Genomic DNA, 22268 nt, shown 5'->3' on the forward strand with positions numbered 1-22268 from the left:
AACAGTTGTCTTTATAAATATTTGGATAAGGAGAAGGGGATGTTCATCATCTCCTTCTTATTTAAAAGGAGCACAGACATGTACCTAGCTTTTAAAAATATAAAAAGCAATAAACTGTTTTTCTTAATTCTCCTTATGTCATTTTTTATTTCTTTTCTTTCTATATCAATAGCCGCACTTTTAACAGAATCTAAACGAAACTTTATATCTGCTTTTCAAATCGGTTTTCCAGAGAAGAATCAAATTTTAACTGTTCCGATAGCGAATGCAACTGAATTGGAAGAGATAATTCCTTTCATACAAGATATTTTTGTTAAAAGTGATATTTATGTAGAGCATTTAAAAGCATTAAATAGTTCAGGGGCAACAAAGATTATAGCTGTGAACTTAAAAGATGATTATTATTGGAAGCCATATATTTCTGAAGGACAATATTTTCATCGTGAAAATGTAAACGATATGGTTGTTGGCGATCAAACGAATGTAGAGGAGTTATATGAATTTGATGATACATATAAAAAAATAGGAACTATATCAAGAAAAGACAGTGACGTCGGTGTAGCAGGTATATACGTTCCACTTCAAAACTTACCTACTATATCTAAAAAAGGTATTATCGCGAGTAAACAATTACAATTAACAGTTGTTAATCCTACATCATCTATTCATAACGAAATAAAAAAGTTTATGGATAGGAGTAAAGAAGTGCTTTCGGGAGATGTTCAAATACTGAATGAACGAGATCTTCAGGAACTACATGTGACACATATAGATCCAGCAAATAAGTATTATTATAAATTTATTCTTGTTGCAATTGTTTCTGGCATTTCTGCGGTTTTATTTTGGATTTATAAAAAAGAAAGAGAGATTTCATTAAAAAAAGCAGTAGGTGCTTCTAATATATCTATTTACTGCGAACTATATATTCAAATTTTGTTTATTTCTCTAGTGGCGATGCTGTTGGTTTTTCTGGTGTTAGAAATGTTTTCTGGAACAATTCATACGTATTTTCAGACATACTTATTAAAACCGTTAACACCATATGTATTGGTATGTAATATTGTTTTTATAATTTTTCTTACAATGTTTGTTACTGTAATTCCAATCAAGCACATTATAAATATATATCCCGGAAAACATTTAAGAACGTAGGAGGTCTTCATGTTTTTTATATTTGATTCTATACGGTCTGTGAAAAAACGGTTGTTACCAAGTTTGATTATAGTAATTTCTTTAATTATTGCATTTTCTTCAGCAATAGAATTTGTTAGTAATCTTTCGGGATATCGAAAAATGATGACGGTAGCAAATAATTTATCGACTCATAAAAATTTCTATGAACTTTATGCGACGCAAGATATAACATTGTTTAGTGAAGAAAAAGCAAAAAGTGATTATCAACATTTCATGCAAGGGTTATCTAATACGATACCAATAACAAATAAAACAAATTATTTGTTCCGTAACTATTCACTTAGTTTAAAAAAAGAAAATGGAACGATAAAGACTCTTATTGTTGATAAAGATATTAATAAGTACTTTCATATACGAATTTCACAAGGAAGATATTTTGAGGAATCGGAATTTCATAAATCAGTATTTGATATTAGACCTGTTATATTAGGAGCTAATTATATAGAAAAGGTATCTATTGGTGATGTTATGCCATCTGGAAAAATGAAGCTAAAAGTAATTGGCTTTTTAGAAAAAAATTCACCATTTACATATCCTCGAAGTGGTGAAATATCGGATAATCGTATTACATTATTAGATGACATGGCGATTTTACCAATTGGAACAGAAGAAATAGAGTTCTATAGTGTAGAACTTTTATACAATGGGTTAATTATAGAAACAAAGGAGCAGATAAATATAAATGAATTTCAAAAGAAAGTATTAAAGGTAACGGAAGGTAAGGGTTATTCGTATTATGTTACAAATCCGAATAAATTGTTAGAAAATGAAAAACAAGGTATTGATAATATGTCATACCCCTTATTATTAAGCGGTACAGTCTTATTTTTTTCATTTCTATCTATTGTATTGACATCAATGGCAGCACTTTATATGGAGCGTAAAAATATTTCTATTAAATCAGCGTTAGGTGCAAGCACTTTTCAAATATGTCTTCCATTTATTATTGAGTATATGTTGCTATTCGTTTTAGCGATATGTATAGGAATAATGTATTTTCAATGGGAGAATAGCGGAGTAATTGAAATTCAGAAAGGGCTAGAAAATAGTATAGTATCTTTCTTTGGAACGTTAAAAGTCTCTATAGAATCATTGGTTGTTATAGGTGCTTTATCACTTGTAATGATCCTCGTTATATATGCAATCATTTATTTCAATGTACTAAAAATAAAAAATACATATATGAAAGAGGTGTTATAGATGATTCAGCTCGCAAATGTGGCTAAGGGCTTTGGAAAGAATAATTTTAGTGCTTTAAAAGATATTAATCTTACAATAGAAAAAGGCGAAATGATAGCCATTATGGGCCCCTCTGGTTCGGGGAAGTCTACTCTCCTTAACATTATTGGCTTAATCGATAGCCCCTCTGCTGGAAAGTATTTTTTAGATGGAATGGATACGAGTACATTAAAGCAAAACTATCATAAGTATAGAAACACGGAAGTTGGATTTGTGTTTCAGAACTTTTCGCTACTCGATGATTATACGATTATTGAAAATGTAATGCTTCCACTTATATATAGAAGAATTTCTCATAAGAAACGTATGCAAATATCAAAAGAAATGCTGAAAATGGTAGGGCTTGAGAGGCATATTAACAAATATCCTTACGAGTTATCAGGAGGAGAACAGCAAAGAACAGCAATAGCAAGGGCTTTAGCACAAGATACAAAAATTATACTTGCTGATGAACCGACTGGTGCTCTTGATCAAGAAAATGGGGAAAAAATTATGAGTATTTTACAAGAGATTAATAAAGAAGGAAAAACAGTGCTAGTTGTTACACATGATCAAAAGGTAGCTGCATATTGTCAGAGGACGATACGGTTACTTGATGGTTGTATGGTATAATATGGATAATGTTATGTGAAGAGGTGATACATATGGAAAATGTATATAAAGGACTTAGGCATACTGGATTTACTGCTATGCTTATTTTTGGAGGGGTATTTCTACTTCGCTGGCTCATACATGATGAGATGCTACTGGATCAGCTTATTGGATTTAGTGTAGGAATGGTAATGGTTGTTTCGTCAGTTTTCATTCAAAAGTATAGTAAAGAATTACAGATGAATGAGAAATATTAATAATTTTTAACTGCTGTTATCTTTTTCATAGTTTAGTAATCGTGGAGGCTTTCGTGTGATTTTCTTATTTGTAGTATATTTTGTTTTCATTATGACGTTGGTAATTACGTTTCTTCTTTCACAAAAGTCATATAAGAAGCCTGTTATTAAATATATACCAACGTTAGTATTGTTTATTTTGGCTTTCATTTCTTCTGCTATGTTTGTATTGAATAATGGAATGGGAGAGCTGATGATATCGGTCTCTTTAGGGGTTGCAGCGATAGTGAACGGTCTTTTACTTCTTGTTTTGAAAGTAGTTCGTGTGATTGTTGCAAAGGGAAAGTAGAGCATCGAATTCGATGCTCTACTTTTTATTTACGCTTCTTTTTAATAAATGAAAAGGCTAGGGCTGTAATTAAAATACTGCCTTTAATAATATCTTGTGCATAATAAGGGACGTTCATCATTGTGAGTCCATTTAATATAATTCCAATTAATACCGAGCCGAGGAATGTTCCGAATATATTTGGTTTTTTGGCACCGAACATTGCGTAACCGATATAGGCAGCTGCGACTGCATCCATTAATAATGGAGCACCAGCTGAAACTTGTCCTGTTCCAACGCGGCTGCATAGAATAATGCCGCCAATAGAAGCTAGTAAACCACTAATCATATAAGCATATACACGGTAACGATCAGTAGGAATACCGGCTAATCTAGCAGCTTCTCGATTCCCACCAGTCATGTAAAAGAAACGACCGTACGTTGTTTTTTCTAAAAATAGATGTGCAATTAAAACGACAGTAAGCATGATAATGACAGGGACTGGAATTCCTAAGACGGAACCTTGACCGATAAATAAAAAAGATGGAATAAAATGTCCTGTTGCACCGGACATTCCTTCATAAATTGAAGATCCTTTTGAAAATGTTAAGTGTAGTCCATTGACGATATACATGATACTTAATGTAGCTAGTAAATCAGGTAATTTAATTCGGATAACGAGTAGTGCATTTAATAATCCAACTAATAACCCGCAAAGAATAGGAACAAGGAGTGTGACTAATAGTTCTTGTCGATATAAAACGAGACAAGAAGCAGCTGCAATTGTTGCTAAACTAGCGGTAGAGCCGACTGATAAATCAAACCCATCTACAATCAATGTAAAGGTAACGCCGATTGCAAGTAACGTTACGATGGAAATAGAACGTAAAATATCACTAATATTGTTATATGTTAAAAAAGAATCATTGACGATAGAGAAAAAAATTGTAACACCTATAATAATAGCAATTGTACTAAATTGATAAAAAAGATGAGTAGGTAAATATAGTTTCTTAGTTTTCGTTTTATGAACGAGATTCAATGGAATAGCTCCCTTCAGATAAATGTAAAAGCTGTTCAGGAGATAGTTCGCTTGGTAAGTATTCACCTACAAATTCTCCGTTTGCCAGTATAAGAATGCGATCAGCGATATGCAACGCTTCATCTTGTTCTCCTGTGAAATAAATTACAGAACTTCCGTTTTCTGTAATGTCGCGAATGAATTGAAAAATGTCTTGTTTCGCAGCGATGTCTACACCTTTAGTTGGCTCGTCTAAAAGAAATAGATTAGGTTTGAATCCACTCCACTTTGCAATTGAGACTTTTTGTTGGTTTCCACCGCTAAGTGAATGAATAAGTGCCTTTGGGTCATTTGGTGAAATACCGAAAGAAGAAATTGCTGTAGTAGCATCATTTAATTCGGTTTGTTTTCGTTTCCAACCTGATTGATGTAAATTTGTGTGACTTATAATATCTTCCGAAAGAAATACGCCTTGTTTTCTTCTTTCTTCTGGTACAAGTGCGATTTTCGCTTTAATCGCATCTCGTGGTGTTTTAATCGTTAGTTTTTGACCGTTTATTTCTGCGTGATAAGTATGAAGAGCACCAAATAACGTTTCAGCAAGTGTTGTTTTTCCACTTCCAATTAATCCGTATATCACAACAGTTTCTCCTTTTCGTATTGTAAGAGAAAGGGGAGAATGAGCTTCGTGTAATAGAAGCTCTTGTACTTTAAATAGTTCCTCGCTCCCGGTTTTGGGTGCTGTATTAACAGGAAGTGTAAGTTGTTTTCCAGTCATCGCTTCCACAATTTGTTGATCTGTAATCGTTGTAATGGTTTCAGAAAGGGCAACTTGACCGTTATGTAATACAGTTACATCATCCGCGAAATTTCGAATCTCTGATAAACGATGAGAAACTAAAAGGATGCCAATTCCTTTTGAGGTTAAATCTTTTAATAGTTTCCCAAAGGTTTCAACTTCTTTTGGTCCAAGAGAAGAAGTAGGTTCATCTAATAAAAGGTAATTTGTATTGTTAGATAAAGCTCTTGCGATAAGAAGTAATTGTTTTTCATGTAATGAACAGTTTGAAACATCTTCCGAAACATTTAAATTTACCTGTACAGTTTGCAAATGTTGTTTAGCAAGTGCGACTAATTTGGACTTTGAAAATAGTACTTTATTTTGCATTGCTAAATGATCGATTAGTACATTTTCTAATACAGATAATCCGGGAATAAGTCCGTGATCTACTTCTTGCGTTACGAAAGAAATGCCATGCTTTTTTGCATCGCGCGGTGAAGTAAAGGAAACAGACTGAGTATCAATTTTTATATCGCCAACAACTGGTTGAATTTCACCAGTTGCTATTTTTAGTAAAGTACTTTTTCCCGCACCGTTCATGCCTAGTAAAGCGTGTACTTTTCCTTTTTGAATATGAATAGAAACATCTTCTAGAACAGGTGTAGCGACATGATAAGAATGTGTAATGTTTTGAAGAGAGAACGTCATCATTTTTTCTCCTTCTCTAATTTTTTCATCCAAGGGGAATATGCATCTTTTGAGTCTCCCCAACCGTTTATATATTTTGATAACTGATCCATTGTTATACTTTCTTTTGGTAAACTATTTTTCTTTACTAAATAAGGTTCTAGTGAATAAATATCTGGCGTTTGTTCACCAGCAATTTTTTTGTATAAAAATCGTACTTGAACCTTACCTACTTCAGCTGGATTAGTTGCAGCTGTAGCAGTCCAAGGTGAGTTTTCTTTTTGCATGAGTTGTAAATCCTCATTACTTAAGTCAATGCCATATACTTTTATATCTGTACGACCAGCTTGTTCAAGTGCTTTAACAGCCCCTTTAGCAAACTCATCCCACGAAGCGAAAATAGCTTGTAAATCGCCTTTTTTCGGATATTTCTTTAGTAAAGCTTCTACTTGTGTTTGTGTATCGAGCGGTGTGTTATTACTAGCAGTACCGAATCTTGCGACTTCTTTTATATTTGGATACCGTTTATAAAAAGCATCAATGATAACATTGCGACGTTCCATTGGAGCAAATCCGCCGACCCATACAACTGCGATATTTCCTTGTCCATTCAAATCTTCCGCTAACGTTTTTAATGATTTCCATGCAAGACTATAGTCATCTTGATCAATAATTGTCACACCTGGCAAGCGTAGATCGTTATCGAACGCAACTACGGGAATGTTCGCTTGTAACGCTTTTTCTACTCCAGGTTTTAGTGCTTCAGAACGGCCATGATCAATTAAAATACCATCCACTTTTGAATTAATAGCAGTATCTAAATTTGCAGCCATTTTTGCTAAATCGTTATCAGAATTGTAGACTTGTACACTGCCGCCAAATAGCTCAACTTGTTTTTTGACACCCTCAATATATTGAGAGGAAAAAGTTCCGATGGACATTTGCATAATTAATGCGATTTTTAATGGCTTCTTCATTTGGCTTGGAATTTCTGTTTGTAATTGATTTTCTACCGTTGTAGTCGCCTTTCTCACAGTTTGTTGCTTTTGTGAAGAGATAGCATCTTGTTCATTTGTACAAGCTGCTAATGTAAATAAGAGAAAAATAAGTACGATGGAACATAATTTTTTCATAAAAAAATCCCTCCTAAACTAAAAAGAGAGAGGAGGGAGTGAAAATAAAAAACGCCTTTTCATATAGAAAAGACGCCTTATCATATTACTCTTATCTTTCAACACAATGTGTTGTAAGAATTAGCACCGTGCCCATAAATGGGTCGGTTGCCGGGCTTCGTAGGGCTCATCCCTCCACCTGCTCTTGATAAGACATCGAATATTTAACTATTTTGAATTATTCCACAAACGAATGGTGTTGTCAAACAGTATTTATAAAAAAATCCCTCAGGAAGAGGGATTTTAATGTGGTAAGAATATCAATTGATAAGCAAACAAAATTCCAAATACGTATACAAGTGGGTGAACAGCACGGAATTTACCTTTTGCTACTTTCATAAGTGGGTATGAAATAAATCCAAGTGCGATACCTGTTGCGATACTTGATGTAAGTGGCATGCTTAAGATTACTAAGAATGCTGGGAATGCTTCATCAAATGCGTCCCAATCGATGTGGCGAACTGAACCCATCATAAGACTACCAACGATAATTAATGATGGTGCAGTAATAGCTGATACACCAGAAACAGCACTTACTAATGGGCCGAAGAATGCTGCTAGTGAGAATAGAACCGCTACTGTAACAGTTGTTAAACCAGTACGACCACCAGCTGCAACACCAGCAGATGATTCAATGTAAGCTGTTGATGGTGTCGTTCCGAACATAGAACCAATAGTTGCTGAGAATGAGTCAGATAGAAGAGCTCGTCCTGCTTTTGGAAGCTTTCCGTCTTTCATAAATCCACCTTGTTGTGCAACGCCAAGTAATGTACCTGTTGTATCGAATAGTGTAACAAGGAAGAATGAGAATACAACGCCGTATAATCCGTAGTTAATTACGTCAGATACAGCAGTAATTGGATTTGAAACGATAATTCCTTCTGGTAATCCAGGCATTGATGTAACACCGTTTGAGAATGTTAATTGTCCTGTGAAGAAAGCGATAATACCAGTTAATAGCATACCAATAAATAGTGCGCCATTTACATTTAAAGACATAAGGATAATAGTAATTCCAAGTCCAGCTAATGCTAGTAGAACTGGAGCAGAGTGAAGATCACCAAGTCCAACTAAGTTTGCATCATTTTTTGTAACGATACCTGTTAAACGTAAACCGATAAAGGCGATAAATAGCCCGATACCAGCAGTAATTGCATGTTTTAAGTTTTCAGGAATTGCTTCCATTAATTTTGTACGGAAAGATGTAAATGATAGCAAAATTAAAATCATACCTGCTACGAATACAGCAGAGAATGCAATTGCGAAAGTCATGCCTTCATGCGCTTTTACAACAGAGTAAGAGAAGTAAGCATTTAATCCCATACCTGGCGCGATTGCGATTGGTAAGTTTGTAAAGATTGCCATAAATAATGTTCCGACAACAGCAGCGATAATTGTTGCTGTAAATGCTTGTTCAAATGGAACACCTGCATCTCCAAGGATAACAGGGTTTACGACAATGATATATGCCATTGTTAAGAAGGTAATAATACCTGCCATAATTTCAGTTTTAATAGAAGTTTTATGTTTTGAAAGGTTAAACATATAAACATCCTTTCTGTTTACGAATAATTTTCACAACAGTTATATATAATATTCGTTTTTTATCTATTTTGCAATAGTTTTGCATAAAAAGTTTATAACAATTCATATTTTGTGTCTTAAATTCGAATATTAATCGTAAAACGATGTGTGAATTTCAGCTTTTTATTGTGCACATGCTAAGGAAAAGGAGTTGAAAGCAGCTATGCCACAGCAAAAAAACTTTATAACAATGCCTGCGCAACATCAAAATAAGCAGCCAGGTATTGAATCATTAATGAGCCCCCTTCCGCAGTTTGAAGATGCAAACTATAAAGGAAGTGAAAAGTTAAAAGGGAAGAATGTGTTAATTACGGGAGGAGATAGCGGAATTGGACGAGCAGTTTCCATCGCTTTTGCAAAAGAGGGAGCAAATGTTGCGATTGCTTATTTAGATGAGGAAGAAGATGCAAATGAGACGAAACAACGTGTTGAAAAAGAAGGTGTAAAGTGTGTATTGTTGCCGGGGGATTTGAGTAATGAACAGCATTGTAAAGATATTGTGGAAGAGACCGCCCGGCAGTTAGGTAGTTTAAATATTTTAGTGAATAACGTTGCACAGCAATATCCGCAGCAAGGGCTAGAGTATATTACAGCAGAACAGCTAGAAAAAACATTTCGTATTAATATTTTTTCTTATTTTCACGTTACGAAAGCAGCCCTTTCTCATTTGAAGAAAGGGGATGTCATTATAAATACGGCATCTATCGTTGCATATGAAGGAAATGAAACGTTAATTGATTATTCCGCAACGAAAGGAGCAATCGTAGCTTTTACAAGATCACTTTCCCAATCGTTAGTGCAAAAAGGGATTCGGGTAAATGGTGTTGCACCGGGCCCGATCTGGACACCGCTGATTCCATCGAGCTTTGATGAGAAGAAAGTCTCTCAGTTTGGGAGCAATGTTCCGATGCAAAGACCTGGTCAACCATATGAATTAGCGCCGGCATACGTATACTTGGCATCTGGTGATTCATCCTATGTTACTGGGCAAATGATACATGTAAATGGGGGCGTTATTGTAAATGGATAGTTTTCATTTATAAGAGCAAAGTAATGTTAATTCCACTTATTATAGGGAGCGCTAGGGGGGATATAGCTGAAAAAGTTATGTTTCATCATACTATTATTTTTCATCCTACCGGTTAGTGCTTTTGCTAATACAGATCATTTAATATTAGTAAATCTTACGACGAACCAGTTGTCTTTTTTTGAAAATGGAAATTACACAAAAACATTTCCAGTAACGACTGGAAGAGATCGTACACCTACGCCTGAAGGTAATTTTTGTATTATAACTAAATTTAAAAATAAAGAATACCATCGAAAAAAAATACCTGGGGGTGCACCGAATAACCCTCTTGGTACGAGGTGGCTTGGACTAGATAAGAATGAATATGCAATTCACGGGACGAACCGGGAATGGACGATTGGAAGTAGGGAATCAAATGGCTGTATTCGTATGCATGACAGGGATATACAATGGTTATATGACCGAGTACAATTACAAACAAAAGTAATCATTTCTCGTTTTCATACGAGCCCCGAATATGAAGCGAATAAACTTGGTTATCGCGTTGTGAGCTGGAATGGTCGAAAAATAGAAAAAGAACAAATTGGAGTACTTACGTTAGTAGACCGCGCGGATATATATTGGCAAGAACCAAATGGACAGTTAACGAAAGTGAAAACTGTATTGCCAAATGAAAGATATCCAGTGTACTCAAAACGAAAAGATGGAATATATTATATAGGAAACAATTCGTATATTATAGATGAAACAGGAGAGAAAGTTCGTTACGAGCAAATTCCTTCTTCGATTTTAAGTAATATATATAAACGGAAATACAATGTTCCGTAATGGCTACCGTATTATAGACGGTAGCTTATTTATACTTGGAGTTTAACTGCAACTATTGTATTTTGCTGAATATAATACAGTACAGATAGGGGGCGGTTATATTATGAAAAGTGAATTTGCGTTTAAAGTTTTCTTAGTAACGACCTGTTTATTTATCGTGTATTTATATGCGTTTCTCGTCTTTTCTTTTTATGTTCCATATGTTGATTTAATATTGTTCTTCGGATTTATTTGGGCGTTTGTGAAAGCGAGGGAAGGAGAGAAGAGTATATATCGGCGCATTACCTTATGCGGGACGGCCGTTCTCGTTATTTTGTACTTTTTTATTATGCATGATTTTTGGAGAGGGATGTAAAAAAAGCATACGATTAATCGTATGCTTTTATATCTGTTAATGATGGAAGAGAGGCAATTGCACCGTAATTTGTACATGTGATAGCGCCTACTTTATTGGCAAAGGAGATAAATGCTGTTAAGTCTTTGAAATGATACGAAAGTGTATGTTCACTTTGGGCAATCTGATATAACATTGCTCCAACGAAAGCATCACCAGCACCAGTTGTATCGACTTGTTGAATGGAAATAGAAGAGACAATAGTTTGACCTTCATTTGTCGCAAGAAGGGTACCGTCTTTTCCAAGTGTAATAGCTACTACTTTTGCGCCATAATTTAATAATTTGAGTGCAGCTTGTTGTAAATCACTCTCTTTAGAGAGCATAGTAGCTTCCTCTTGACTTACTTTTACAAAGTGTGCATGTTTTATAAAGGTTAGACAATCTTGAGAGAATTGTTCTGTATTTGTAATGAGTGCACTTCGATAATTTGGATCAAAAGAAATAAAATGGCCTTTATCTTTCGCATATTGTAACAACTGAAAATACGTTTCTTTTAATGGGCTTGATAGTAAAGCTGTCGCTGAACCGAAATGTATTAAATCATTCGTTTGTATTTTTGATAAATCAATGCTATTGAATTGATATTCACCATCTGCACCACGCATAAAAGTAAAATCACGTTCGCCATCTTGATCGATGGATACGAATGCAAGTGTTGTTTGTTTATCTTTTATGAGCATGGATGTATCGACTTGCGCACGCTGTAAAGTTTGTTCAAGAAACTCACCAAATGGGTCGTTTCCTACTTGCCCCATAAATGTAGCGTGTCCACCTAATTTTGTAATCGCAGCAGCAACGTTAGCGGGTGCTCCACCAGCTTTTTTTTCGAAATCTGAACCGTTTACTAAAGAAACGTTAGTATTTCGGCACACAAAATCAATTAATAGTTCACCTATACAAAAGACATTTCTCATACAATCCCTCTTTTCAGCTTATATTGTGTGATCGTAAAGTTTAGTTTTGCATCTGAAAAGATTGCGATATGATGTTTCATGTCTTTTCGAGGAAAAACTCGGGACGTAAAGACTGTTGAACCATCGTATAAGAAAATTTCCACGATGCTTTTATCTACAAATATTTGTAGTTCTATCGTATCTTGAATATCGATTTTTTTACAGCGTTCAAATCCATATTCTCCGCCAAATTGATGGTAGAAGTTGCCCCTGTCTATAGAAATAGTACCTTGTTCCCGATTAAATGTAATGGGGAAACATTCCTCCTCATTGTGGAAGAGAGAAAGACCAAAACGCTTTGCATCTTCTGTTTTAAGTGTAACAATTAATTCATAGGAGTCTTCATCATCAAGCGTTGATAATACATTTAATCCAGCTGTTATATCTCCTGAAATGTCTTTTTTTGTTGTTCGTAATTTTGTTAATTCTGAAACTGGTTTTTGTTTTAAGATGTTATCTTCTAATGTTAATTCACGTGGAAGTGTTAGGCAATGAGCCCACATATAATCATCAGAAGGATATGTGATTTCACTTGATCCTGCCCAAGCAAACAATAGGCGACGACTAGTAGAGTCTTCTAAAGTTTGAGGGGCATAAAAATCGAATCCTTTATCAGCTTCGTAATAGGAATCAACATGGAAATATAAATTTTTAATATCGAAATGGCCTATAGCATAAACGACATTGTATACATTGTGAAAGTTTTCTCCGTCTTTTTCAATTCCTTGCGGTGAAAAGAGAAGTACATCTTTCCCTGATAATTGGAAGTAATCGGGGCATTCCCACATAAATCCGAATTCTTTTAAGTTTGTTGTAATTTCGCCTTGGAAATGCCAATTGTATAGGTCTTGTGATTTGTATAGTAATAGAGTTCCTGTTTTATTTTCACGTTGGGCACCGAGTAACATATAGTACATATCATTATGTTTCCAGACTTTTGGATCACGTACATGTTTTGTATATCCGTCAGGAATTATATCAATAACAGGATTATTACTATATTTCGTCATCGTATATTGTGAATCCATTGTTGCCATACATTGTTTTGCATCACGGGAATCATCAGGCTTTTTTATATTCCCTGTATAAAGTAGATGAAGAAGGCCATCTTTTACGATAGCACTACCAGAATATGCACCGTGTGATTCATAGCTTTCAGTAGGGATGATGGCTACAGGCATACGCTCCCAGCTAATAAGATCTTTTGACCTCACATGCCCCCAATGCTTCATTCCATGAATGGGACCAAATGGATACCACTGATAAAAAACGTGATATTCATCATTGTAGTATGATACACCGTTAGGATCATTCATTAATCCAAATGGTGGGTGGATATGATAAATTGGTTTCCATGAATCTTGGTTTGCAATTTCATATAAAGAATGTAATTCGTCTTTATTAGATTGCAGTATTGTTTTATATTTTGACATAGGTTTTCACCCCGTTATTATTTACTTTCTTTATATAAAATGAATGTGGCAACAAAAGCAGTGATAACTGCAATAGCGAAACCAATTATATAGTGAATCATGTTCATCATGCCAAGAGGTGCAACAATTGTAAGCATCGGAATACCTGTTAAACCGTATGCATTAGCCGCTACTTGCATCCAAACAACGTAAGCGCCTCCAATTGCGCCGCCAATAGCTGCTGCAATAAATGGTTTACCAAGTTTTAAATTGACACCAAAGATAGCTGGTTCTGTAATTCCTAAAAATGCTGAAGCTGCTGCTGGAATTGCAATTTCTTTCGTTTTTTTGTTTTTTGTTTTGAAATAGACAGCTAAAGTAGCACCGCCCTGTGCAACGTTCGCCATTGACCAAATAGGGAGTAAGAAATTGACACCGATATCTTTATTTGCGAGTAAGCCCGCTTCAATAGCGTGGAAACTATGATGTAAGCCAGTAAGAACGATTGTTGAATACAATCCACCGAATATAAGTCCAGCTACTGGTCCTGCAAATTGATAAATTGTATTTAAAAGGTACGTAATGCCGTCACCGATTTTATATCCAATTGGTCCGATAATAATAAGTGATAAAAAGCCAGTTATAATAATTGTTAAGAATGGTGTAACTAATAAATCTAAAGAGTTCGGAACACGTTTTCGAAGTTCTTTTTCAATTGTACTCATAACATATACACATAATAAAATAGGTAAAACAGTACCTTGATAGCCAATCATATCAATATCCATACCAAGGAAATGTAAAACAGTGGGTTTTGCATTTGAAAGAGTCCAAGGATTTGTTAAGCTTGGGTGAGTTAATATACCACCAACAACTGCACCTAAGAAAATGTTTCCACCAAATTCTTTAGCGGCACTAACTCCAATTAAAATAGGTAAAATGATGAAAGCTGCACTTGAGAACATATCAAGTAATTGGATAAGTGAGTGATCTCCAGGAACTAATTTAAACGCTTTCAACATTCCGAGTAGACCCATAAGTAAACCGCTTGCAACGATAGCTGGAATAATTGGAACAAAAATATTAGATAGTGTCTTTGCTAGGCGGGCGACAGGATTCATTTTTTTCTTAGGTATATCGTTTGATGTTGTAGAATCTAGTTCAGCTATTCCAATTAGTTTTGAGAATTCATCATATACTTTGTTTACTATGCCAGTTCCAAAAATAATTTGATATTGCTCGGTCGTTGCAAAAGCACCTTTTACTCCATCGATGTTTTCGATTTCTGCAGCGTTTATTTTCGTATCATCCTTTAATATAAGACGAAGGCGAGTCGCGCAATGTGTGGCACGAACAATGTTTTCCTTTCCACCAATATTCTGTATTATTTGAGTTGCAATGTGTTTCATATCCATAAAAATTCCCCCTTACTATAAACTTTTTGTGGAACCGGTTCCGTAAAAAGTTAAAATAAAAAACAGGGAAATGATGTTGAAAATCCTGTTTTTAAAATGTGGAACCGGTTTTAATTTTATTATAAAGCGCCTTTATATTTTGTCAACGCTTTCTTGGATTTTTAATGTATAACGAGAGTGTAATATTTTTGGTATAGTTTTGTTTTCAACAAGCTGTGAAAGAGAAGTGGCAGCAAGCTTTCCAGCATACTCATAGTCAAACGCAATTGTCGTTAAACTAGGGTGTACCATTTCTGAAATATCATATCCACCGAATCCTGTTACAGAAATATCACCTGGTACAGAAAGAGAGTGGGAGTGAATGACTTTCATTGCACCAAGAGCGATGTTATCTGTAGCACATACGATAAGAGTTGGGCGATTATTATCTAAAATATGTTGTACTTGTTTCATGGCATCTTCTATGCGGAAAGTTGTTTCGTAATATGAAACGTTGCAAGTCGGTTCTAAATTTTCAATTGCTTTTTGAAAACCATTTTTTCGATTTATTCCAACAGAAATATCATCTTTTTCTATCCCTAAATAGGCAATATGTCGATGGCCTTGCGATAAAACGTATGCCCCTAACTCATAAGCTGCATCATAATCATCGTGAACGAGGCAATATTGATCTTTATATTCTTGCCCGACGAATAAAATAGGGATGTTTGAATTAGCCATAATTTTTTGATGTTCATTCGTCAATGTTTTTGTTAATAAAATAATGCCAGCTACCTTTTGTTTTATAAAGTTTTCAATTGCTTGTATTTCAGTTCCGGTTGTTTGATTTGCATTTGCTACAAGCATTTGATAGTTATTTTCCTGTAATGTTTTATCGATCCCGATAAGTGTTTTCATTGTAGCGAAGGAGTCTAATCGGGGGATGATGACACCAATTAAATTTGTTGTTTTTGCTTTTAAACTTTGAGCAAATGTATTGGGAGAGAAATTTGTTTCTTGAATAATACCTTCGATTTTAAGTTTTGTTTTATCACTTACATATCCGCCGTTTAAGTAACGAGAGACTGTGCTTTTTGCAACTCCAGCCAATTTGGCGATATCTGCAATTGTTTTAGCCATAGTATTTCACCTTCGTATTCATAAAAATGTTAACTTTATTATAGGGAGAATTAGAGATGACGTAAACAAGAAGAGGGAAAGAAAAAACCACCTCACGTATATGAGGTGGAATAATTGTTAATATCTAGGCTTAAATGTATGACAACAAGTCTCTACACTCGTTGCTACAGAACTTTCTAGCGTCTCGTTTGTTAAAACAGCAGCTGTATATGAATCATTTTCAGTTTGACCAGTTTCATCTGCATCAGGCTGAACGATGATCGCACTTGCTTGACAAAAGTTACCTTGTCCCCAAAAAGAACAGTTGGAAACAGAACATCTTACTTCTGGCATAAAACCCCCTCCTTATACATTAGTGTGGGATTTTACGCCCATTTCATGTGTAGAAGGAGTTTCCTTTTCTAATTACTTTTTCGTTTGTTCAAGCCATTCTTTTAATTTGTCTTTCGGCTGTTCACCGCTAATACGGCTCACTTCTTTGCCATCTTTAAAATGAATGATTGTTGGTGTACCTTGAATTTTATATTCATCCCAAGGAGCATCTAATTTTTCAATATCCATAACTTTCATATCAACGTTCAAGTCTTTAGCCATTGGCACTACGACAGGAGATAATTTTTGGCAATGAACGCAAGATGTTTGATAAAAGTATACTGTTTCTTCTTTTTTCTCTTTTAAGTTCTTTTGAAGATCTGAAAGAGAAATTTTATTTGTATAGTAGTCAGGACCATCTGTTTGACTACCAGTAGCATTATCAATTTTTTGGCTAGTTGAAGCGTTTTTTTCTTCCATTTGTGTTACAGCGAAAATTGCCGCAAACAAGGCGATAATAATACCACCAAATATAAGCATTTTTTTCATTCTTTCATCTCCTTATTTGTTTTTGATGACAATAAAGCTACAAACAGCGATTGTAATAAAGCCGATAAGTGCTAAAAACGGGATTGTCACAAAACCGAACCAGTTTATGTATTCTCCCGTACATGGTACACGTCCACAAGCTGCCCCAGCAGCTGAAAATGCTGCGACTTTTTGAATTGCATAGTGATATAAAGAAATACAAGCACCAATAGTTGCGATTGGTAAAGAATAACTTGCAATGCGATAATCTTTCTTTGCTACAGCGATACCAAGCCATAAAACGAATGGATACATAAAAATACGTTGATACCAACAAAGAACACAAGGCTCAAATTTCATGATTTCGGAAAAGTACAGACTTCCTAGTGTAGCGATAAAAGAAGCTCCCCATGCGGTAAGTAAAGCATATTCTTGCTTTTTTTCTCGTCCCATATTTTATACCTCTCTTATAATAGTTACATACTAAATTATAGTATGAAGTAGTATGGAAAAGAAAGAAAAAATATGTTTATCAATAAAAGTTTTATAAGAGGGAACTTTTATTAATATTAATAAAAGCGCTACCCTCCTAAAGAGAATAGCGCTATATTTTACATTTGAATTTGTTCTACTTCTTCTACATGCGACTTTTGGGATGCGTGGTCAATATATTGAAATAGGAGCTGCAATTGTTTATCAACTTCTGGTAGTTCTTTACTGTATTGATAAGCGTGTAAAAAATGCTCAATACGCTTAGAAAATAATTGATCGTTCGTTTGAACCATGAGAACGAGTAATTTATCCCAATTACAGCAATACGTGTAATAGAGAGCTTTATCATAGTCGTTATATGTTTGCACTGTGTACCCTCCTTACCGAGAGTTATATATAGTGTGTGATAAGTAAGGGGAAATACACTTGAAAGAATTTGTTAAGAAAAAAAGTGAATGAAAAGAAAAAACGAGGAGTTTCCTCGTTTTTTAAGCTTTTGGCATTGGCGTAGGTGTTGGTTTGCCATAGCCTTCTTTGTATTTATTATCGATATAGTTACGAATTTCAAGCGTTGATTTTCCTTTTTGTTTCATGGAAGCAGATTCAACAGCGATTTCTAGGCAATTGACGCAAGTCGTTGCATGGGAATCCCAAACAACTTCACCATTCTTTTTAATTTCACGGATAAAGCAGTTTTTATTATTTTTATGTCCTACACTTTCACCGCAACCACAATAGCATGGAATCCAATCTAATAGCTCTGCATTTTGTCCAGCGACAGTGTAGATATCTTTCATTTGTGGATCAAGCTTGTCTAGGAAGGTAGGAAGTGTGTCGACTCCTTTTGTTTTCTCTTGAATGTCAGATTGCTGAGTGTGCGATGCGTGGTCATGTTCTTCTTTTTTTGATTCAGAAGATTTTTGGTCATTTGTACTAGTACTTCCGCATCCAGCAAGAATTAAGCTTAGTACTGCAAGTAAAGAAAATACATACTTTTTCATTCGCTTGTCCCCTTTACAAATGTATTAATCAAATTGTATCAGACTAAGGGACACCTAGGGAGAAGTTTTTTTTGAACGATTTTTGAAGTACCATCTTAGTGAATGAAACAAAAATAAAATTGGGATATAAGCGTATACAATATATAAACCCGCTTGAGATAGTACGGTATTTAATGTGTTGATACTTTCACGGTTTGTGAAAAGTAGAGAAGCTGAAAATATGATGAAAATAAAAAACGGTAATGTAAATTTAAATGAAATATGAAAGGAACGCTTCATCGTTTGACATGATGACCAAATGGTTAAGCAGAGGTTTGGTAAAATAATTAAAAACCAAACGAAAATAATAATATATTCAAAGCGCTGGATAAAAGGAACTTTAATTATTTTTAACATCGTTAAAGTAGGCCAAATAGTACGGTTTAATTGTCCCTCGCTGTAATACATAAAAGATACGATAGCTAAAACTACATAAATTAAGGTGCTAAAAGCAATTCCAGCATGGGCCCATCGCTTTAAAGATTTTCCTTTTTCAATAAAGGGATAAAAGATAAGAATTGTTTCAAACCCCAGAAATTCCAATGCGGATTGTTTTGCAGATATAAGCATGTCAAAAGGTGAATGTGTAAAAATAGGTAAAATATTACGAAAATGAGCATATTTCATTGGATAGATTAAAAAGAATACAACGAAAATAGGAAGAACAATACCCCAAAAACATATCCCTGTCACAGAACGGAAGCCACCTTTTATAATGTAGTAAGTGACTAATAAAAACATAAGCGTAAGTTTCCATAACTTAATGGTAGGGAAAATCCAAACTTGTATCACTTCCATATACGTACGAAGAACCGTAAGGCAAAATAATAAGCAATAAAGAGTGAAAATTACAGAAAATATAGAGCCAACCCATTTTCCAAAGGTTGTTGTATGAATGCTAATTAAATCCCCATCTTTTTCAAGCATTTTTAACATACAAAACAGTACAATATGAGTTGCAATACCTGCAATAATAAGAGAAATCCAAGCATCATAACCTGCATTTTTCAAAATTACACGTTGATATCCAAGAATTCCTATTCCGATTTGGAGAGAATGCAGTAAAATAAATGCAAAATATGGAGAGACAGTTTTTGTTTTATTCATTGTATTCATTGCTCATTTCACCTCACTATTCTCCGATTCCAGATTGTACAATATTAAGATCTAAATTTATATCCACCGCTACATTTTTATACATATTTCGAATTTGTTTTATATTCCATTTTCTCGTATGACTTCTAATTTCATCGCGTATTCCTAAAGGGTCAATTTCCTTTTCTTGAAATTGTTTTATTAAATCTTCACAGTCTTTTTCAACATTTCGTTCAATTTGTTTTTTTATATAGTTGATATTTGTTTCTTTTCTTAAATCAATCCAATTAGGAGAGTTTTTAATTAATCCATTTAATTTTAAATGGATTTTTACTTTTGGTATGTCGCCAGTTTGATCTATCTCATATGTATTTTTCCCAGCTAAGTTTTGTATAACAACCATACCTTTATGTTTATCCTTTGTTATTGCGGCTTCGTAACGTCCATTTTTTGTAGGATTAATAAGTAATTTTGCTAAAACAGAATGTCTTTTATCCGTATACATGACGACTTTATCGCCTTTTAAAAAGGCAAGCCCTTTGACAGCGACAGAATGATTATCGTCCATTTTAATATAAGGAACATATGCATCACATACGGAAGAGTAATAATTATATAAAAAAATGTTTAATTCGGTTTGTGGAATGTTCTCATTTCTTATATTTTGCTCGAGTAAATCAGCAATATATAAAGATCCATTTTTTTTTCCGTAATTTAAAAGCTCTTCAGCCGATCCATCTACAATTGCTAGTTGTACATCACGTCCGATATTTGGGTCACGTTGTAAGTTAGTAATAATTTCTCCCATTCCGCGTTCTCCTAGAGCCTTTCCAAATAGGACGACACGCATTTGACCTACAACGACATTGTGAGGTGATTTTGCATTTAATCGTGAAGCGATTGTTTCAAGTGAACGGGCAGATGTTGATTGAGTTTCTGGTTTAGACTTTACACCATGTGTGTACTCTGGGAAGAGAATAGTTCCTTGGAATCTTTTGTTTTTTGTGATGTCAAATCCAGCAATATGAATAATACGCTGTGTATCCACTATATACGTTTGTGTACAACCAGTTTGTAAAACGAAGAAGATAATGATTAGGTGCAATAAAAATTTTTTCATTCATTCTCACCATCACGTTTTTGCTTCGATTTGTTTGGATTATAGCGCCATTTTGATTTTGGTCTAAGAAAAGAAGGTCTTTGAGCCGTTTGACTAAATGGTAATCGAAGAAAACCTTCTGCTGTACCTAAACCACGAAATGGATATAAAGGTAATAAATAAGGTGATCCAAGTGATTTTAATTTAATTAAATGAGCTAAAATAAATACAAATCCGACAATAAGACCTAATCCTCCGAATGCACCGGCTAAAAGAATAAGTGGAAAGCGTAATAACCGGATAGTAGAAGACATCTTTACGGTCGGTGTTGTGAAAGATGCAAGAGCGGATAAAGCAACTGCAATTAATAAAATTGTACTAGTCAAAGCTGCCTCCACAGATGCTTGCCCAATTACAATTCCACCAACAATACCAATCGTTTGTCCGACTTTTGTCGGTAAACGCGCTCCAGCTTCACGAAGCAATTCAATTGTAATTTCTAAAAAGAGTGCTTCTAGAATGGGAGGGAAAGGTACGTTAGCTCTCGAGAAAATAATAGGACCTAGTAAATCAGCTGGAATCATTTGATAATGATATGTTAAAGCCGCTGTATAAATAGCGGAGGAAAAAAGAGAAAATATAGCTCCGAAAAAACGAATAATACGAAAGAACGATCCAATCATCCACGGTAAATAATAATCTTCTGGTGAAATGAAAAAATCCAGTAACGTTGTTGGTCCTGATAAAGCATATGGAGAGCCATCTGTTAAAATTAAAACTTCCCCGTTAATTAATGCAAATACAGCTCGATCTAATCGTTCTGTAGGTAATAGAACTGGAAAAGGTGAATTGCTATTATCACTAATAAATTGCTCAATCATAGTTGAATCAAACGGGACATCAAAGTCAATGTCTTCTAGCCGTTGTATTGCGGTGTTGATAAATTGTTCATTTGTAACTCCTTCTATATAAGCAACTGCTACTTTCGTTTTTGACATAGATCCGACGGTAACTTCTTTAAAAATGAGTTGCTCCGTTACGATATTTCGGCGTAATAAGTGTATATTTGTATCAAGGTTTTCAACGAAACCGATTTTAGGACCGATTACGCTATACTCATTTTCTGTATCGTTATATAATCGTTTTCCTAAAACAGTACTTTCGGCGCGAATTAAAGCATATTGATCAGGATTCAAATTGTTTTTTAAGCGTATTAAAATATATCCACCTAATAATTTTTCACGAATATCATCAATAGAAGGGGAGGTAATAATGTCTTCAATAGAGATGATATTACATAAATCAGAGATGTTTTGGATTTGGTCCGATTCCTTTTTTAGAGGAGTTAAAATGAATTGTTTAATAATAAGTGCTTCCACGACAGATTTATAATAAAACAAGCACAACGTTTCATCTTTAAGTATGTTATAAGAGACAAAATCGCTTGATTCTTTCATGGTTTGTATAAATTCTGGGATAGAACAAAGTGTTTTTGTATTAGTCTTTTTTGATTTTTTAGATGATAAACCGAACATTTTCTCACCCCTAACATATATCATTTACTTGTGTTAGTTTTTGGGAAAGACGGGAATTTATACTTAAAAATTGAAAGTTCATAAAGAAAAGGAAGAGTGGTGAATACAATGTACCCTATAGAATAGACACTTAAAAAAAGTCTAGTCTATAGGGTATTTCTTGTATAATGAGAGAAAAATG

Annotated in this window: 24 protein-coding genes and 1 riboswitch; of the genes, 8 read left to right on the forward strand and 16 right to left on the reverse strand. The window is 34.5% G+C overall.

Annotated features, from left to right (window positions below):
* The first annotated feature begins 78 nt into the window (after positions 1-78).
* Genes ACS2QP_RS25675 through ACS2QP_RS25695 form a run of 5 tightly spaced genes read left to right on the forward strand, consistent with a single transcriptional unit; the run spans position 79 to position 3609 of the window.
* On the forward strand, positions 79-1152 hold the full coding sequence (locus tag ACS2QP_RS25675; RefSeq protein WP_153581764.1) for an ABC transporter permease: 1074 nt from the start codon (positions 79-81) through the stop codon (positions 1150-1152).
* Between the two features lie 9 nt (positions 1153-1161).
* Entirely contained in the window at positions 1162-2394 is a 1233-nt protein-coding gene (locus tag ACS2QP_RS25680; RefSeq protein ID WP_153581763.1) for an ABC transporter permease, read from the forward strand.
* Positions 2395-3045 (forward strand): ABC transporter ATP-binding protein, encoded by a 651-nt coding sequence (locus ACS2QP_RS25685; protein ID WP_000615279.1) that lies wholly within the window; start codon positions 2395-2397, stop codon positions 3043-3045.
* Between the two features lie 8 nt (positions 3046-3053).
* The gene (locus tag ACS2QP_RS25690) at positions 3054-3281 is read left to right on the forward strand and encodes a hypothetical protein (protein ID WP_072939990.1); all 228 of its coding nucleotides are present in this window, start codon (positions 3054-3056) and stop codon (positions 3279-3281) included.
* A 55-nt stretch (positions 3282-3336) separates the two neighbouring features.
* Positions 3337-3609, forward strand: a complete 273-nt coding sequence (locus ACS2QP_RS25695) for a hypothetical protein (RefSeq protein WP_000576483.1) — start codon at positions 3337-3339, stop codon at positions 3607-3609.
* 25 nt (positions 3610-3634) lie between these two features.
* Here the strand turns inward: ACS2QP_RS25695 and ACS2QP_RS25700 are convergent, their stop codons facing one another.
* The 4 genes from ACS2QP_RS25700 to ACS2QP_RS25715 form a co-directional block, all read right to left on the reverse strand.
* Positions 3635-4630, reverse strand: a complete 996-nt coding sequence (locus ACS2QP_RS25700) for an ABC transporter permease (RefSeq protein WP_106823124.1) — start codon at positions 4628-4630, stop codon at positions 3635-3637.
* Complete coding sequence (locus ACS2QP_RS25705) at positions 4614-6101, reverse strand: sugar ABC transporter ATP-binding protein (protein ID WP_438882968.1); 1488 nt, start codon at positions 6099-6101, stop codon at positions 4614-4616. Before ACS2QP_RS25705 ends, ACS2QP_RS25700 begins: the two co-directional genes overlap by 17 nt.
* Entirely contained in the window at positions 6098-7210 is a 1113-nt protein-coding gene (locus ACS2QP_RS25710; RefSeq protein WP_438882969.1) for a sugar ABC transporter substrate-binding protein, read from the reverse strand. The genes ACS2QP_RS25705 and ACS2QP_RS25710 overlap by 4 nt, the downstream gene beginning before the upstream one ends.
* 88 nt (positions 7211-7298) lie before the next feature.
* Positions 7299-7404, reverse strand: a riboswitch (SAM riboswitch).
* Positions 7405-7492: 88 nt separating this feature from the next.
* A complete protein-coding gene (locus ACS2QP_RS25715; protein ID WP_438882970.1) occupies positions 7493-8794 on the reverse strand; it encodes an NCS2 family permease in 1302 nt (433 codons plus the stop codon).
* 202 nt (positions 8795-8996) lie between these two features.
* Between ACS2QP_RS25715 and ACS2QP_RS25720 the strand changes: the two genes are divergently transcribed.
* From ACS2QP_RS25720 to ACS2QP_RS25730, 3 genes are all read left to right on the forward strand, one after another.
* Complete coding sequence (locus tag ACS2QP_RS25720; protein WP_001136261.1) at positions 8997-9863, forward strand: SDR family oxidoreductase; 867 nt, start codon at positions 8997-8999, stop codon at positions 9861-9863.
* Positions 9864-9929: 66 nt separating this feature from the next.
* Positions 9930-10691, forward strand: coding sequence for a L,D-transpeptidase (locus tag ACS2QP_RS25725; RefSeq protein ID WP_025921749.1), 762 nt, complete (start codon positions 9930-9932; stop codon positions 10689-10691).
* Positions 10692-10794: 103 nt separating this feature from the next.
* On the forward strand, positions 10795-11046 hold the full coding sequence (locus tag ACS2QP_RS25730) for a hypothetical protein (protein WP_000834195.1): 252 nt from the start codon (positions 10795-10797) through the stop codon (positions 11044-11046).
* A gap of 13 nt (positions 11047-11059) precedes the next feature.
* On the opposite strand, the gene ACS2QP_RS25735 is transcribed toward ACS2QP_RS25730, so the two are convergent.
* From ACS2QP_RS25735 to ACS2QP_RS25790, 12 genes are all read right to left on the reverse strand, one after another.
* Positions 11060-12001 (reverse strand): carbohydrate kinase family protein, encoded by a 942-nt coding sequence (locus ACS2QP_RS25735; protein ID WP_001246640.1) that lies wholly within the window; start codon positions 11999-12001, stop codon positions 11060-11062.
* The gene (scrB, locus tag ACS2QP_RS25740; RefSeq protein ID WP_438882971.1) at positions 11998-13473 is read right to left on the reverse strand and encodes a beta-fructofuranosidase; all 1476 of its coding nucleotides are present in this window, start codon (positions 13471-13473) and stop codon (positions 11998-12000) included. Before scrB ends, ACS2QP_RS25735 begins: the two co-directional genes overlap by 4 nt.
* Positions 13474-13490: 17 nt before the next feature.
* Positions 13491-14867: a sucrose-specific PTS transporter subunit IIBC gene (locus ACS2QP_RS25745; RefSeq protein ID WP_438882972.1), complete on the reverse strand. Its 1377-nt coding sequence runs from the start codon at positions 14865-14867 to the stop codon at positions 13491-13493.
* A 132-nt stretch (positions 14868-14999) separates the two neighbouring features.
* Complete coding sequence (locus ACS2QP_RS25750; RefSeq protein WP_001140402.1) at positions 15000-15986, reverse strand: LacI family DNA-binding transcriptional regulator; 987 nt, start codon at positions 15984-15986, stop codon at positions 15000-15002.
* Positions 15987-16103: 117 nt separating this feature from the next.
* Positions 16104-16319 carry a DUF1540 domain-containing protein gene (locus ACS2QP_RS25755; RefSeq protein ID WP_001115482.1) on the reverse strand — a complete coding sequence of 72 codons (216 nt, stop codon included), beginning with the start codon at positions 16317-16319 and terminating at the stop codon, positions 16104-16106.
* A gap of 72 nt (positions 16320-16391) precedes the next feature.
* Complete coding sequence (locus ACS2QP_RS25760) at positions 16392-16847, reverse strand: thioredoxin family protein (RefSeq protein WP_000738435.1); 456 nt, start codon at positions 16845-16847, stop codon at positions 16392-16394.
* 12 nt (positions 16848-16859) lie between these two features.
* The gene (locus ACS2QP_RS25765) at positions 16860-17279 is read right to left on the reverse strand and encodes a disulfide formation protein C (protein ID WP_000532265.1); all 420 of its coding nucleotides are present in this window, start codon (positions 17277-17279) and stop codon (positions 16860-16862) included.
* 158 nt (positions 17280-17437) lie between these two features.
* Complete coding sequence (locus tag ACS2QP_RS25770; protein ID WP_001195459.1) at positions 17438-17686, reverse strand: YhdB family protein; 249 nt, start codon at positions 17684-17686, stop codon at positions 17438-17440.
* Positions 17687-17806: 120 nt separating this feature from the next.
* Positions 17807-18319: a PCYCGC domain-containing protein gene (locus ACS2QP_RS25775; RefSeq protein ID WP_332285395.1), complete on the reverse strand. Its 513-nt coding sequence runs from the start codon at positions 18317-18319 to the stop codon at positions 17807-17809.
* A gap of 54 nt (positions 18320-18373) precedes the next feature.
* Entirely contained in the window at positions 18374-19474 is a 1101-nt protein-coding gene (locus ACS2QP_RS25780) for a GerAB/ArcD/ProY family transporter (RefSeq protein ID WP_001095038.1), read from the reverse strand.
* A 16-nt stretch (positions 19475-19490) separates the two neighbouring features.
* Complete coding sequence (locus ACS2QP_RS25785) at positions 19491-20573, reverse strand: Ger(x)C family spore germination protein (RefSeq protein WP_153581752.1); 1083 nt, start codon at positions 20571-20573, stop codon at positions 19491-19493.
* The gene (locus ACS2QP_RS25790) at positions 20570-22087 is read right to left on the reverse strand and encodes a spore germination protein (RefSeq protein ID WP_153581751.1); all 1518 of its coding nucleotides are present in this window, start codon (positions 22085-22087) and stop codon (positions 20570-20572) included. Before ACS2QP_RS25790 ends, ACS2QP_RS25785 begins: the two co-directional genes overlap by 4 nt.
* Between the last annotated feature and the right edge of the window lie 181 nt (positions 22088-22268).

The sequence above is a fragment of the Bacillus cereus group sp. Bce019 genome, assembly GCF_051781745.1.
GTDB classification, from domain to species: domain Bacteria; phylum Bacillota; class Bacilli; order Bacillales; family Bacillaceae_G; genus Bacillus_A; species Bacillus_A cereus.